The sequence below is a fragment of the Streptomyces sp. NPDC102451 genome, from assembly GCF_044765485.1.
Taxonomy (GTDB): Bacteria; Actinomycetota; Actinomycetes; order Streptomycetales; family Streptomycetaceae; genus Streptomyces.
This window is the reverse complement of sequence record NZ_JBIWKD010000003.1, coordinates 42,683-56,603: the sequence shown is the minus strand read 5'-3', so window position 1 is coordinate 56,603 and position 13,921 is coordinate 42,683. Positions and strand designations below refer to the sequence as shown.

Genomic DNA, 13,921 nt, shown 5'->3' with positions numbered 1-13,921 from the left:
CCGGGGCAGCACCCGGGCCGGCCACTGATGACAGAACGGCGGAACGAGCATGGGCCAGACCTTCACGGGGCTGCTCACGGCAGTGCGGGCGAGAACCGGGCAGGGCGGTGCGGCGCGGCAGGAGCCCACGGCCGCCCTGCGCCTCTGCGGCGACCACCTCGCGGGCCTCGCCGCGAGCGGACCCCTCGGCGACGCCCGGCAGGCCCGGCTCGTCGCCGCCATCGGCGGCCTTACCACGGCCACCGGCACGGACGGCCTGTTCGACGCCCTGCTCCGCACCGGGCAACGGGCCCTGGAGGCCGGCGGGGAGGCGGAGACACACCTCGCCCTGGGCCTCGCCGTCGAGGCCACCGGGATGCGCCCCAGGTCCAAGGGCGCCTGGCGACTGCGCGGAGGCGCGCTGGACGCGCTGGGCCGCCGGGACGAGGCGGTGCAGGCGTACGAACGGCACCTGGCACTCCAGCAGAACCCGGCGGCGGCCGCTGACATCGTGCGCCGGATCGCCGTCCTGAACGAACTCCGCGGCTGCCTGGACGAGGCCGCCGGGCTGCTCCCCGGCGAGGACGGCGCCCGGCTGCGGGCGCTGCACGACGCCCCCGCCGGACAGGCCCGTACCGCCTTCGCCGAGGTCGTACGGCGAAGGACCGCCGAGGGCGGCGGCACGGCAGACCCGGCCGTCCGCCGCATCGTCGCGCTGTACGCCGCCCACCGCCGGCTCCTCGACCGGGACAGGATGGCCGACCCCCTGCTCGGCGGCGCGGAACCCGTCGGGGTCACCGAACTGCGCCGTCTGGTCACCGGCCGCTCGGTCTGTCTGGTCGCCGGAGCCGCCCGGATCACCGACGAGGAACGCGACCCAGGGAGCCCGCTCGGCAAGCTGATCGACGGATACGACCTGGTGGTGCGCTGCGACGCCCTCCCGGCGACCGCCCCGCGCACCGACCTGCACGCGGTCACGCTGGGCGGGGACGCTCCCTGGACGGGACCCGTCTGGCACCGGAAGGCCGGCACCCGGTTGGTCTTCGGCGACCCGCTGCCGCAGTGGCGCAGGTCGCTGCGCGCGCGTCTCGTCGCCGGCGCGCAGGACCACATCGGTGACGCCTCGCTGCGGCATCCACTGGACGATCCGGCGCTGCTCGGCGAGGACGGCTGGGGACCGGGGACCAGCACCGCCTTCACCCTGCTCAGGCTCCTGGACTTCCTGGACGCGGCCGGCCGCCTGGACCTCATCGGCTTCGGACTGCCGGGGCAGCTGCTGCCGCGCGAGCGCGCATGGGTCACGGGCCGCGCGACACACGAGGACGAGACCGAGATGAGGACCGCGCTCCGATGAACACCTCCGCCGCCGCCCCCGCCCCCGACGACCGGCGCGCCGTCACCGGCAAGCGGCGGATCGCCTTCGCCGCCTACGCCGACGAGGACCGGATGCCCGGCCTCCTGGTGCTGCTGCGCAGCCTCGCGCTGGCGGACCCGGCCGTCTGCGAGGACTTCCTCCTCCTGCACCCCGGGCTCCCCGACTCCGCGTTCGACGCCGCCCGCCGGCTGCACCCGCGGCTCGTCCCGCGTACGGTCGAGAGCCGCCTCGACGTCTTCCGGGCCACCGGCTACGACACGGTCGTCGCGCTCGCCCCCGGGATGGTCGTCCTCGGCTCGCTCCAGCCGCTGCTGGCCCTCCGCACCGGGGTGGCCGCCGTGCCGAGGCCCGGCCCCGACGGCGTACGGCCCGTGCGGGACGGCGGGCTGCTGGTGATCCAGCACCAGGACGTGACCGAGGCCGTACGGGACGCCCTGGCCGCGGGTGAGGACGCGGTGGACCGCGCACTGGACGAGGCGGGCGTACTCGAACCGCTCGGCTCCCGTTACGACGTGCCGGCCGGCCCGCTCCACGACGACACCCCCGTACCCGGGAGCACCGTCGTCCTGCGCTTCGCCGAGTACGCCGCCCCCGGCACCCCGGCGCGCGAGGCGCGTGCACGCTACGAACTGGACGACGAGGAGTTCCGCGCCGCCTACTGCGCCCTGCCCGGCCCCAAACACCCCGAACTGCTCCTGCACTGCGCCCTGCCGTTCCCCGAAGGGGGGCGTGCGCCGGTGGACCTGGTCCGCCAGGTCGCGGAGGTGCACCGGCAGCAGGGGCGCTACGACGAGGCCGTCGCCCTGCTGACCGCCGCCGTGGCGGACCGGCCCGACCTGCCGCGCTGCCACGAGACGCTGGGCATCAGCCTGATGGCCCTGTCCCGCCACGAGGAGGCCGAGACCCATCTCCTCCTGGCCACCGTGTCACCGGACTTCGCGGCCCGCGCCTACGGCCAGCTCGCCCGGCTCGCCTGGCTGCGGGGCCGGACCGCGGACGCGCACGCGTACGCCCGCGAAGGGATCGACGCCGACCCCACCGACGGCAACTGCCACGCCTGGTACGCCCGTACGCGCCCTGCTGCGGCCCGCGCCACCGGCACCCCGGGCGAACAGCTCGCCCATGTCGCCCTGTTCGCCGACGGGAAGGAGAACGCGGGCGACAAGGTGCTCCCCGAAGCCGTACGCAGGTGCTTCGGCCCCGACACCGGCCCCGCCCGCTGGCACGAACGGCACGTCCACCGGCTGGTCGACGAACCCGCCCTGGAGGAGCTGAACTCCCGGCGCGGCATCGTCGTCGGCGGGGGCGGGCTCTTCCTCCCGGACACCGCGCCCAACAGCAACAGCGGCTGGCAGTGGAACATCCCCGACGACGTCCTGGCCCGGATCACGGCCCCGCTCGCCGTGTTCGCGGTCGGCTACAACGTCTTCGACGGCCAGCGCTACCGCCGGGAGCGCTTCGCGGCGAGCCTCACCGCCCTGGTCGGGAAGTCGGCCTTCTTCGGACTGCGTAACCAGGGTTCGGTGGAGCGGGTCAGGGAACTCCTGCCGGAGGAGCTGCGGGACCGGGTGCGCTACCAGCCCTGCCCCACGACCGTGGCCCGCCACCTCGACCCCCGCCCGGACGACCTCCCGGGCGGCCCGGACGGCGGCCCGGACGGCGGCCCGGACCGGGACGACACCGTGCTGATCAACTGCGCCTACGACCGTGCGGGGCTGCGCTTCGGCCACGACTACGGCCACTTCCTGGCCGAGACGGCCGCCGCCGTACGCGCCATCGGCGAGCGCGCCGAGGTCCGTTACGCGGCCCATATGCCGGCCGACGAGAAGTTCGTCCACGATCTGCGCCGGGAACACGGCACAGCCCTCCCGGTGGAGCCCCTGTACCTCTTCTCCAACGACCGCATCCGTGAGCTCTACCGGCGCACGCGCCTGGTGATCGGCATGCGCGGGCACGCGGGAATGATCCCCTTCGGCTGCGGCACGCCCGTCATCAGCCTGGTCTCGCACCCCAAACTCGCCTACTTCCTCGCCGACATCGACCGCCCCGACTGGGGCCTGTCCGTCCACGACAGGTCGCTCGGTGCCCGTCTCGCCGAGCGGGCGGCTGCCGTGCTGGACGACCACCGGGCAGCCGTGGCCGACGTGCACGGCCGGCAGGAGCACCTGTGGTCGGTCACCCGCGCCAACCTCGCCGAACTCCGGGACGTCTTCGGGCTGCCGGACCCCTTCGCCGGACGCCCCGGCCCGCACGTTCCCGCCCTGCACGTTCCCGGCCCCCGGGCCGCCGAGCCGGCACGGGGCCTTCACCTGCCCGACACCCGGACGAAGTGACTGTTCACCTGACCGGAGTTCACCCGGGGCCCGCCCGTTCATAGCCTTCGATGACCATGCCTTCCTCTGTCTCCCCGGCCGGCCCGCCCGCCCCAGCGCAGTCCCCGGAGCCCGCCCCCGAACCCCGCCCGCACCGCGAACACCGGTACGACATCGATCTGATCCGGCTGCTCTGCTCCGTCGGCGTGATCCTCTGCCACACGGGCTCCGCCTTCGTGAACACGGCGGGTCGCGAGGCCGCGAACGGGCCAGGCACCTACTGGGCGGGTCTCGCCGCCGACTCGGCGGGCCGCTTCGCCGTACCGCTGTTCTTCGCGATCGCCGGCTGGGTCGTCCTCGTCGGCGCCCCGGTCCGGGACGGCCGGCAGCTGTGGCGGCGGATCGTCCGCATCGTGGTGCCGCTCGCCGTGTGGACGGTGCTCTACGTGGCATGGGGCCGGCTGCGCGGCACCAACGACGCGCCCGCCGGAGAGCTGACCCTCGACGCGCTGTTCGCCTCGGTGCGCCCGGCCTACCACCTCTGGTACCTGTACGCCTACATCCCCGTGATCATGCTCCTGGCCTTCGCGGCCCTGGTGAAGTCGGGCAAGCGCCCCTGGGGCCTGGGCATCGCGCTCCTCGTCCTGGGCGCCGCGCCGGGCGTGTTCGGCGACCTGGCCGAGGTGACGGGCCTGGAACTGCCGCGCTTCGGATGGGGCTTCGGCCCGTACCAGCTGATCTACGCCGTCCTCGGCGCTCTGCTCCTCGCGCTGCCCGCGGGCACCTTCGGCAGGCGGACCCTGTGGTGGCTGCTCCCGGCGGGCGCGTCCCTGGCCGCGATCGTCGCGTACCAGCACGAGGTGCACTACGCCATTCCGTACGCGAGCATCCTGGTGGCCCTCTTCAGCGGCGGCGTGCTGCTCTCCCTGCACCGGCTGCGCGTCCCGGACCGCCTGCGTCCGGCGCTGACCCGGCTGGCGGGCGCGTCGTTCGGGGCGTACATGATCCACGTGCTGGTGCTGGGCGTCCTCACCGACGTACTGGTCGACGCCGACCTCACGCTGCCCGTGGCGGCGGCCCTGGCCCTCGCCGTCACCGCCGCCACGACGGCCCTGTCCTTCGGTGCCGCGCTGCTGTGGACCCGCCTCGGGCTGACGCGGCTGCTGGGCTGAGCCCCGGCGCTCAGCGCCGCTTCAACGCCCGCGCGCGCCGTGCGAGCCGGCGCAGTGCGGCGTTCCGGCGTACGAAGGCGAGACGGGCGGGGACGACGCCGGGGAGGGCCAGGGAGCCGAGGCGGCGGCGCTTGAAGTATCGCCAGGTCCGGGCGTTCAGACGGGTGGAGAGATAGCGCTCGGCGGCCGGGCGGAGATCCGGGCGGACGCGTGGCTGCATGGCGAAGGCGACCGCGGGCAGCAGACCGCCGAGGGCGCCGGCCACCGAGGCCTCGGTCAGTACCGGCCGGTCCGCCACGGCGGCGGGGTCGGCCAGGTCGGGCAGCAGGGCGTCGACGACGGTGACCGGGATCCTCGCCGGGTGCTCGTACGGGGTGAGGCGCTCCAGGAGGGTGCCGGTCCCGGCCCTGGCGACCGGCAGACCGTAGTACAGGGCGGCGGTGAGCAGGGCCGTCGAGAAGGTGCCGACGACGAGCGCGGGGCGCAGCCGTTCATGGAGGACCTCGGCCAGGACCGGGGCGCCGGGGTCCTGCACGGTCAGCTCGACCCCGAGGCGCGCGGCTTCCGCCCGCAGGTCCCGGGTGGCGGGCGCGGGGCCGCCCGGGTGGGGCTGGAGCACGAGGTGGGTGTGGCCGAGGGCGGCCGTGCCTCGGACCATCCGCAGGTGCAGCTCCGCCTCCTCGGCGGCGGGGAGCGCCCCGGGCCCGGAGAGCAGCAGCAGTGCGGCTCCCTGCGGGGCCTCCGACTCCGGTGCCTCCGAGGCCAGTTCACCGTAGACCTTCAGCAGGGCCGGAGCGGGCAGCGGGCGGGCCACGGCGTCGGACTCGCCCAGCAGGAGCGGTGCCAGGCCGGGGAGCAGGTCCGGGTGGAGCAGCTGCCGGACGCGGGTGCCGATCAGCGGCGGGACCTTTCCCCCGGTCGGGCCGTAGCCGGTCAGCCCGTCCGCGTACACGGTCACCGGTCCGCCGGTGAAGATCTGGGCGACGGCCTGGGCGGGGGCGGTGTGCGGGGACTCCAGGGCCAGCTCGACCTCCTCGTCCCCGAGGCCCCAGGCGCGCCGCAGGTGCCGTTCCCACAGGGGTACGTCGTCGGCGCGGGGGGTCCAGGCGCTCGGGTGCAGCGGGAAGACGGCGTCGTTCCACGAGAGCACCTCGTCGAAGCGGGTGCGCAGCCGTGCGAACCCCGGCATCGCCTCGACGGGGACCGCGGCCTCGGGGATCGCGGTGGTGTCACAGAGCAGCAGGACGCGGCGGCCGGAGTCCTCGAAGCACCCCGAGTCGAGCGCCGCGGCGAGCACGGCCGTGCCGTGGAGGCCGGAGGCGACGAAGATCTGGACGGTCACGCGGCAGTCGCTCCCTCGGTGGTGGCGGGCCGGCGGCGCAGCCTGCGCAGCACGGTCGCCCGTTCGGTGTCCATGGAGTCCAGGACGTCGTCGAGCACGCGCCGGGGCATGCCTCTGAGCGCCGCCGCACCGAGTGATTTCAGGGTGCGGGCCACGGCCGGTTCGAATTTCTCGACGGAACCGATGTGATGGGAAATGACGGCGCAATAGGTCCGTACCGCTTTCGGCATCAGGATGGCCGCGTCACGGTCCGCGGCGGTATCCGCGATCACCTGGTCGTAGGCCCGGATGAAATCCAGCTGGCGTTCGTCGCCGATCTGGGTGAGGGAGGACGCGACCCCCCGCCGGTAGAAATGGCTCAGCGTTCCCAGGACCGCGAAGGATTCCGCCTCCCGGTGCAGCCGCCAGATCCACGGCCGGTCCTCGGCGGTGCGCAGTCCGTCCGTGAAATGCAGCAGCCCCCGGTCCAGCAGGCCGCGGTGGTAGAGCCCCGCCCAGGCGAACGCGTAGTCCACCGACGTCGTCCGGTCGGCGGGCAGGATCGCGCCCCGGGGGTCGCTCACCACCCCGCGCGGGCCGTGCGGCACGCGGCGCACCGTGCGCGCCGTGCCGGTGACCTGGACGTGGTCCGTGCGTACGAACGCGCAGCCCAGGGCCTCCGTACGGGCGAGCAGAGCGGCGTAGTGGCCGGGTGCGAGCCAGTCGTCACCGTCCAGGAAGGCGATGTACTCGCCGCGGGCCGCGTCCAGACCTGTGTTGCGGGCGGTGGCCAGACCGGCGTTGCGCTCGTGTCTGCGGACCACCACCCCCTCGATGTCGTCCTGGGCCCGGCGCAGGAGCTCCGCCGTCCCGTCGGTCGAGCAGTCGTCGACGAGGATGAACTCGAAGTCCTCGCGGGTATTGGCCCGCAGGCTTCTGAGCGTGTCGGGGGCGTATGCCTGGACGTTGTAGAACGGCACGATGACGGAGAGCTTAACCACCCGCATCACGCTAGGGGCGGCCCCGGCATTTGCCCTGACCCCCGCCCGTACGGAAAGTGAACGGCACACGGCGGAAAAGTGAACCCGCCCGCATTCGTGGCCGATTCACCCGTCCGGGGAGCGGAATCCCCAAGCGTCGACCGGCTGTTAACCATCTGTTGCCACCGCGTTGGGCCGCGGATCGAAATGGCTTCCTAACTTTTACGACGTGCCCCCTCGTACCGATGACGCGGCCTCTCCGGCCGCCACCCCAGCAGCCGGCCGTGCGGCGCTCCGCATAGCCGTGCTCGCCGACTCCGATACCCGGTGGAAATGGGGCGCGCTCACCGCGCGCCGCCTCTCCGGTTCCACGGAGGCAGACACGGCGGAGCGCCCCGTCGAGATCAGTGGACTGCTGCTGCGCGGCCGGGCCACCCCGACCCCCCGCCAGCTCGCCGAGGTCGGCGAGGTCGGGATCGACACCCGCCGGGTGCGCGAGGTGACCGCGGTCGAGTTCCTGCACACGGTGCGGGACGAGGCGTACGACGTCGTCGTCCTCGCCCTCGTCGGCGGCGCCGTCCAGGCGGTGCTGCACGGCCTGGCCGCACTGGACCTGCCCCGAAGGCCCGTCGTCGTCACCGGTTATGTCGGGGTCGTCTACGAGAAGCTCGCCGACGGGCTCCTGCTGCGCCACGGCGCGGACATCGTCCTCGCCAACTCCCGCCACGACGGGGAGCGTTTCCGCGCGGTCTACGAAGGGGTCGGCGCCGACGCCTCGGCCGTCACCGAGGCCGCCCTGCCGTTCCTCGGCGGCGAGCCCCACCGGCCCCAGGAGGGCCGCGACACCGTCGTGTTCGCCGCCCAGCCCTCCGTGCCGGCGTCCCGCGCCGACCGCATGTACCTGCTGCGCCGGCTCGTCGAGCACGCCCGGCTGCACCCGGGCCGCGAGGTGCTGCTGAAGCTGCGCTCCAAGCCGGGCGAGCACACCACGCACATCGAGGAGCTGCCCTACCAGCGGCTCGCGGAGCGGATCCCCGGCGGCCTGCCGCCCAACTTCAGTCTCGTGTACGGACACATGGGCGAGGTCCTGGACCGCACGGACCTGCTGGTCACGGTGTCCTCGACCGCCGCGCTGGAGTCCCTGCACCGGCGGATCCCGACCGCGGTCCTCTCCGACCTCGGCGTACGCGAGGCCCTCGGCAACCACCACTTCATCGGCTCGGGGCTCATCACGTCCTGGGACCACCTCGACGGCGGCTTCCGCCCCGAGCCCGACGCGACGTGGCTCGCGGGCCAGGGAGTCGCCGCCGACGGGACGTACGGGGCGGCCTACGACACCGCCCGCGCCCGGGTCGCCGCGCTGCTCGCCGCCGGGCCGCTTCCCCGCCTCGCCCCCTACTACACGCCCGCCACCGCGCCCGGATATCTCCCCGGCATCCTCGCCCGCCACCACCTGGGCCCCGACGGCCACCCGCTTCCGGGCGCCGTCGCACCCAGGGAGCCGGGCCGGGTCCGGGGCGCGGTCCGCGACACCGTACGCAACGCGGCGCGCGGCGCCTACCGCCACGGCGTCCAGCGGGTCGCCCCCGTGATCCGGCGGATGGGCGAGCTGTGACCACCACGTCAGGAGCAACCATGACCCCGCCCCCCACCGTGCTCGCCGTGATCCCCGCCCGCGGCGGATCCAAGGGCGTGCCCGCGAAGAACCTCGCCCGGGTCGGCGGCGTACCGCTCGTCGCCCGCGCCGTCCGCGCCTGCCTCGCCTCGCCCGAGGTCACGGACGTCGTCGTCACCACAGACGACCCGGCCATCGCCGCCGCGGCCAGGTCCGCGGCGGAGGCGCTGGGGGAGGGCCCCCGGCTGCACTGTGTGCAGCGTCCCGCCGCCATAGCCGGTGACACGGCCACCAGCGAGGACGCGGTCCTGCACGCCCTGCACACCTACGAGACGACGGCGGCCGGCCGGAAGACGGACGTGGTGCTGCTGGTGCAGTGCACGAGCCCCTTCATCACCCGCGAGGACATCGACGGCGTCGCCACCGCGGTCTCCCGCGGCGGCGCCGACACCGCCGTCACCGTCGCCCCCTTCCACGGCTTCGTGTGGCGCGACGGCAGCGCGGTCGAGGACGACACCTACGGCGTCAACCACGACAAGGCCGTACGCCCCCGCCGCCAGGACCGGCCCCGGGACTACCTGGAGACCGGCGCCGCGTACGCCATGCACGTCGAGGGCTTCCGGACCCACCGCCACCGCTTCTTCGGCCACACCGCGCTCGTGCCCACCGACCCCGCCCGGGTCCTGGAGGTCGACGACCCGCACGACCTGGCCCGCGCCCGCGCCCTCGCGCCGCTGCTGGACCCCTCGCCGTACCCCACCCGGGCGGACATCGACGCCGTCGTCCTCGACTTCGACGGCACGCAGACCGACGACCGCGTCCTCATCGACTCCGACGGCCGCGAGATCGTCTCCGTGCACCGCGGCGACGGCCTCGGCATCGCCGCCCTGCGCCGGGCCGGCGTACCGCTGCTGATCCTTTCCACGGAACAGAACCCGGTCGTCGCCGCCCGCGCCCGCAAGCTCCAGGTCCCGGTCCTGCACGGCATCGACCGCAAGGACCTGGCACTCAAGCAGTGGTGCGAGGAGCAGTCCATCGCTCCCGACCGCGTGCTCTACGTCGGCAACGACGTCAACGACCTGGCGTGCTTCGGCCTGGCGGGCTGGCCCGTCGCCGTGGCGAGCGCCCACGACTCGGTGCGCGCCGCCGCGCGCGCCGTGACCACCAACCCCGGCGGCTCCGGCGCCATCCGCGAGATCGCGGCCTGGCTCCTGGGCCCCACCCTCACCCTCTCCACCTCCACCGAAACGACCCACACCCCCACCACGTAAGGAAGCACCACCATGAGCAGCACCTCCCGCCTGCGCACGTTCGGCACCCGCACCGCCGGCCCCGGCCACCCCGTCTACGTCACCGGCGAGATCGGCATCAACCACAACGGCGACCTCGACAACGCCCTCGCGCTGATCGACGCGGCCGCCGAAGCCGGCTGTGACGCGGTCAAGTTCCAGAAGCGCACCCCGGAGATCTGCACCCCGCGCGACCAGTGGGACATCGAGCGCGACACCCCCTGGGGCCGGATGACGTACATCGACTACCGCCACCGCGTCGAGTTCGGCGAGGCCGAGTACACCGCCATCTCCGAGCACTGCGCCAAGCGCGGCATCGACTGGTTCGCCTCCCCGTGGGACACCGAGGCCGTCGCCTTCCTGGAGAAGTTCGACGTCCCCGCGCACAAGGTCGCCTCCGCCTCCCTCACGGACGACGAGCTGCTCCGCGCGCTGCGCGCCACCGGCCGCACCGTCATCCTCTCCACCGGGATGTCCACGCCGAAGCAGATCCGGCACGCGGTCGAGGTCCTCGGCAGCGACAACATCCTGCTCTGCCACGCCACCTCGACGTACCCGGCGAAGGCCGAGGAGCTCAACCTGCGGGTCATCAACACCCTGCAGCAGGAGTACCCGAACGTCCCGATCGGCTACAGCGGCCACGAGACCGGCCTCCAGACGACCCTCGCCGCCGTCGCGCTGGGCGCCGCGTTCGTCGAGCGCCACATCACCCTCGACCGCGCCATGTGGGGCTCCGACCAGGCGGCCTCCGTCGAGCCGCAGGGCCTCACGCGCCTTGTCCGCGACATCCGCACCATCGAGGCGTCGCTCGGCGACGGGGTCAAGAAGGTGTACGAGTCGGAGCTCGGCCCGATGAAGAAGCTCCGCCGGGTCGCGGGCGTCGTCGCCGAGTCCGAGTCCACGTCCGCGAACGCGCCGGCCGCCGAGCCGGTCGCGGTCTGACGGGCCGACCGGTGAACCTCGCCTTCGTCGAGAGCCCGGTCCAGCTCCTGAACGTCCTGGAGTGGACCCACACCCGGGGAGGACCCGACACCACCGTCGTCGTCCTCCCCCCGGTCGACCCGATGTCGCGCGGACAGCTGCGCAGGATGGCGGAGCTGGCCCGCGACGAGGGCATCACCGTCCGCTGGCAGGAGGCGCGCGGGGAGACCGGCGCGCCTCTGAAGGCCCTGCGGGCGCTGACCGGCCTGATCCGCAAGGCCGACCGCATCGTCATCGGGGACCCCTTCTCCCGGTACGTGCAACTGCTCCTGACCCTGGTCCGCGCCCGTCGGCTCACGGTCGTCGACGACGGCACGGCCACCATGGAGTTCGTCGCCCAACTGGCGCGCGGCGAACGCCTGGTGCGCTGGCACCGCCGGGGGAGCGGCGGCCCGCGCGAGCTGCTCCTGGCCCCGGTCACCACCGCGGCCCGCCGCAGCTTCACCCCGTCGGCGTCCCGCACGGTCGAGGTGTTCACCGCGATGCCGGTGGAGGCCCCGGCCGGCATCGAGGTCACGGCGAACACCTTCGCCTGGACCCGGGAGCGCTTCGGGCCGCCGCTCATCACCAAGGGCGCCGACCTGGTCGGCACCTCCCTGGTGGAGACGGGCGTGGTCGACCCCGTCCCGTACGCGGAGGCGGTCTCCTCGCTGGCCCGTACCCACGGTGCGACCCGCTACTTCGCCCACCGCCGTGAGTCCGCGGACAAGCTCCACGCCCTGGAAGCCGCCACCGGCCTGGAGATCGTCCGGCCCGACCTGCCGCTGGAACTCATCGCCCGCAGAGGCCCCATCGGCCACACGGTCCTGAGCTTCCCGTCCACCGTGGTCCACACCCTCCCGCTGGCCCTGGCGGGCACGGGCGTCAAGGTCGCGGTGTGCGACATAGAGCCGGAATGGCTGCGCGACACGGCGTCCCCGCGCGCCCAGGGCTTCCTGAGCGGGGTCACGGAGACGGCCAAGGACGTTCAACGGCTTGCACCTTGGCGGGTCACGGCGGCCACGGAGGGGTGAGACCCGAGGGGTGCGGCGCGTCCACAGCGGGTCGGCCCCCACCCGCGCCGGCACGCGGCCGGTGCGGGCGCTCACGGTCCTCGCCCCTGTTGCCGCTCACCCTGGTGGCCCTCGTGTTCGGCGGCGGTGGCGGCGGTGGTGACTACCCGCGCGGTCCCCGCCGCATCAAGTGGCGTTCCGGCGGACAGGTCCCACTGGAGTTCAAGTCGTCCGGGAATACGGTCCATCTGCACGCACCGCACCTGGACTGGCGTGTCGGAGCCGCCCTCGCCGCCCTCGTCCCCTCCTTCGACGGCTGGATCGGCGCCCCCTGGGACAGCAGGAAGGACTGACGGGCCGGGGCGGCGTCGCCTCTACCGGGCGGCGTTCCGCCAGATGGTCAGGTCTCCGTGGAGGAAGGCGATCTCCGGCAGGGCGGTGGACTTCGTCTGGAACACCCGGTCATGGGGTCTCCCCCGATGACCGGGCCCGGGGGAGGCCGGGAGGAAGGGCCGCTGCCCCTACGTCAGCTGCTGCTGCCCGGAGTCCGCGGGGGAGTCGGGTATGGCGCGCAGAGGCTGCAGCAGAGGGCGTTTCGCGGTGCGGCCGTCGCCGGAGGACCGGCCGCGCAGACGGCGCCCGAGCCAGGGGCCGAGGAACGCGGCGGCCCAGCGCACTTCGGCACCCGCGGCCTGCCACCGCGAAGGAAGCGGCTGTTCCGGCAGGGGACGGGTCCAGGCGTCGTCGCTTCCGGGCAGCTGGATGGCCTGGGCGACGGCGGCGGCGATCCGCTCGTGGCCGAGGGGGCTGGTGTGGAGCCGGTCCGTACTCCACAGACGTGGATCTGCGGCGGCGGCGTGCAGGTCGATCTCGGCGACCGCGACCCCATGACGGGCGGCCGCGGCGCGGATGCGGTCATTGAGTTCGAACACCCGGCCCCGGACCGGCCGGGCAAGGGGCGCGATCTTCCCCACGTCGGGGAATGTCATCGTCGCCACCCGGGCCCCGGCGGCCGTGAGCTCGGCGAACATCTCCTCCAGGTGCCCGGCCACCTCCGCGGCGTCGAACCGGGGCCGGAGCACGTCGTTGACCCCGGCGACGACGGTGGCCAGATCGGGCCGCAGGGCCAGGGCGGGCCCCAGCTGCTCGGCGTGGACCTGGCCCGCGACACGGCCGCGCACGGCCAGGTTCGCGTACTGGAGACCGGGGTCGACCGCTGCGAGCTGCTCGGCGAGCCGGTCGGCCCAGCCGCGCAGTCCGACGGTGTCGTCCCCGTCGCCGACACCCTCGGTCTGACTGTCGCCCAGGGCGACATAGCGCACGTATTCACCGCTCGGCACGGGTGGACTGCCTTTCCTTGAGGACGGATGCGATCCGCAGGCACCAGTCCCGGTGCTCCTGCTCGAAGGACAGCCCGCGCAGGCACGTCAGATACGGTCCGATCCGCTCGCCGTGGCGGAGGAACTCCTCCTCCGCCACATCACCGCGGAGCTGCCGCAGGAGAGTGCCGAGAAGCTCGATCTTGCCCTCGGCCGCTGACGCCCGCTCCTCCAGCTGGGCGATCACGGACGCCGTGCCGACGCGGTCGGCGGCCTGCACCTTGACGAGCAGATCGTCGCGGATGAACGAGGGCTTCGACGCGGCTGCGGCGAAGTCCTCCAGCTCGGCGCGACCGGCATCGGTGACCTGGAACAGGCGTTTGTTGGGCCGGGTCTCCTGGACCACCTGCCGGCCAGCGATCAGCCCGTCCTTCTCCAGCTTGGTCAGCTCGGCGTACAGCTGCTGCGGCAGGGCGTGCCAGAAGTTCGCGACGCCGATGTCGAACGCCTTCGCCAACTGGTACCCGCTGTACTCACCGTCCAGCAGCGCCGCCAGCACCGCATGTCGCAGGGCCATGGAGGCACC

Annotated in this window: 12 protein-coding genes; 8 read left to right on the top strand and 4 right to left on the bottom strand. The window is 73.8% G+C overall.

Features of this window, described 5'->3' with window-relative positions:
• The first annotated feature begins 49 nt into the window (after positions 1–49).
• From ACIRD8_RS07205 to ACIRD8_RS07195, 3 genes are read left to right on the top strand one after another with little or no spacing between them, the layout of a single operon-like run.
• A complete protein-coding gene (locus ACIRD8_RS07205; protein ID WP_403987446.1) occupies positions 50–1,333 on the top strand; it encodes a hypothetical protein in 1,284 nt (427 codons plus the stop codon).
• Entirely contained in the window at positions 1,330–3,687 is a 2,358-nt protein-coding gene (locus ACIRD8_RS07200) for a polysaccharide pyruvyl transferase family protein (protein ID WP_403987443.1), read from the top strand. The genes ACIRD8_RS07205 and ACIRD8_RS07200 overlap by 4 nt, the downstream gene beginning before the upstream one ends.
• Positions 3,688–3,737: 50 nt before the next feature.
• Positions 3,738–4,838 carry an acyltransferase gene (locus ACIRD8_RS07195; RefSeq protein ID WP_403987440.1) on the top strand — a complete coding sequence of 367 codons (1,101 nt, stop codon included), beginning with the start codon at positions 3,738–3,740 and terminating at the stop codon, positions 4,836–4,838.
• A 10-nt stretch (positions 4,839–4,848) separates the two neighbouring features.
• On the opposite strand, the gene ACIRD8_RS07190 is transcribed toward ACIRD8_RS07195, so the two are convergent.
• The gene (locus tag ACIRD8_RS07190; protein WP_403987437.1) at positions 4,849–6,180 is read right to left on the bottom strand and encodes a polysialyltransferase family glycosyltransferase; all 1,332 of its coding nucleotides are present in this window, start codon (positions 6,178–6,180) and stop codon (positions 4,849–4,851) included.
• Positions 6,177–7,160: a glycosyltransferase family 2 protein gene (locus tag ACIRD8_RS07185; protein ID WP_403987434.1), complete on the bottom strand. Its 984-nt coding sequence runs from the start codon at positions 7,158–7,160 to the stop codon at positions 6,177–6,179. The genes ACIRD8_RS07190 and ACIRD8_RS07185 overlap by 4 nt, the downstream gene beginning before the upstream one ends.
• Before the next feature lie 208 nt (positions 7,161–7,368).
• Here ACIRD8_RS07185 and ACIRD8_RS07180 point away from each other — a divergent pair, with 208 nt between their 5' ends.
• The 5 genes from ACIRD8_RS07180 (at position 7,369) to ACIRD8_RS07160 (ending at position 12,369) form a co-directional block, all read left to right on the top strand.
• Positions 7,369–8,754: a DUF6716 putative glycosyltransferase gene (locus ACIRD8_RS07180; RefSeq protein WP_403987431.1), complete on the top strand. Its 1,386-nt coding sequence runs from the start codon at positions 7,369–7,371 to the stop codon at positions 8,752–8,754.
• 20 nt (positions 8,755–8,774) lie between these two features.
• Complete coding sequence (locus tag ACIRD8_RS07175; RefSeq protein ID WP_403987428.1) at positions 8,775–10,025, top strand: cytidylyltransferase domain-containing protein; 1,251 nt, start codon at positions 8,775–8,777, stop codon at positions 10,023–10,025.
• Between the two features lie 12 nt (positions 10,026–10,037).
• A complete protein-coding gene (locus ACIRD8_RS07170; protein WP_403987425.1) occupies positions 10,038–10,985 on the top strand; it encodes an N-acetylneuraminate synthase family protein in 948 nt (315 codons plus the stop codon).
• 11 nt (positions 10,986–10,996) lie between these two features.
• On the top strand, positions 10,997–12,037 hold the full coding sequence (locus ACIRD8_RS07165) for a hypothetical protein (RefSeq protein WP_403987422.1): 1,041 nt from the start codon (positions 10,997–10,999) through the stop codon (positions 12,035–12,037).
• A gap of 89 nt (positions 12,038–12,126) precedes the next feature.
• Positions 12,127–12,369, top strand: a complete 243-nt coding sequence (locus ACIRD8_RS07160) for a hypothetical protein (RefSeq protein ID WP_403987420.1) — start codon at positions 12,127–12,129, stop codon at positions 12,367–12,369.
• Between the two features lie 168 nt (positions 12,370–12,537).
• On the opposite strand, the gene ACIRD8_RS07155 is transcribed toward ACIRD8_RS07160, so the two are convergent.
• Entirely contained in the window at positions 12,538–13,356 is an 819-nt protein-coding gene (locus ACIRD8_RS07155) for an SGNH/GDSL hydrolase family protein (protein ID WP_403987417.1), read from the bottom strand.
• Positions 13,343–13,912 (bottom strand): PadR family transcriptional regulator, encoded by a 570-nt coding sequence (locus ACIRD8_RS07150; protein WP_403987414.1) that lies wholly within the window; start codon positions 13,910–13,912, stop codon positions 13,343–13,345. Before ACIRD8_RS07150 ends, ACIRD8_RS07155 begins: the two co-directional genes overlap by 14 nt.
• Positions 13,913–13,921: the final 9 nt, after the last annotated feature.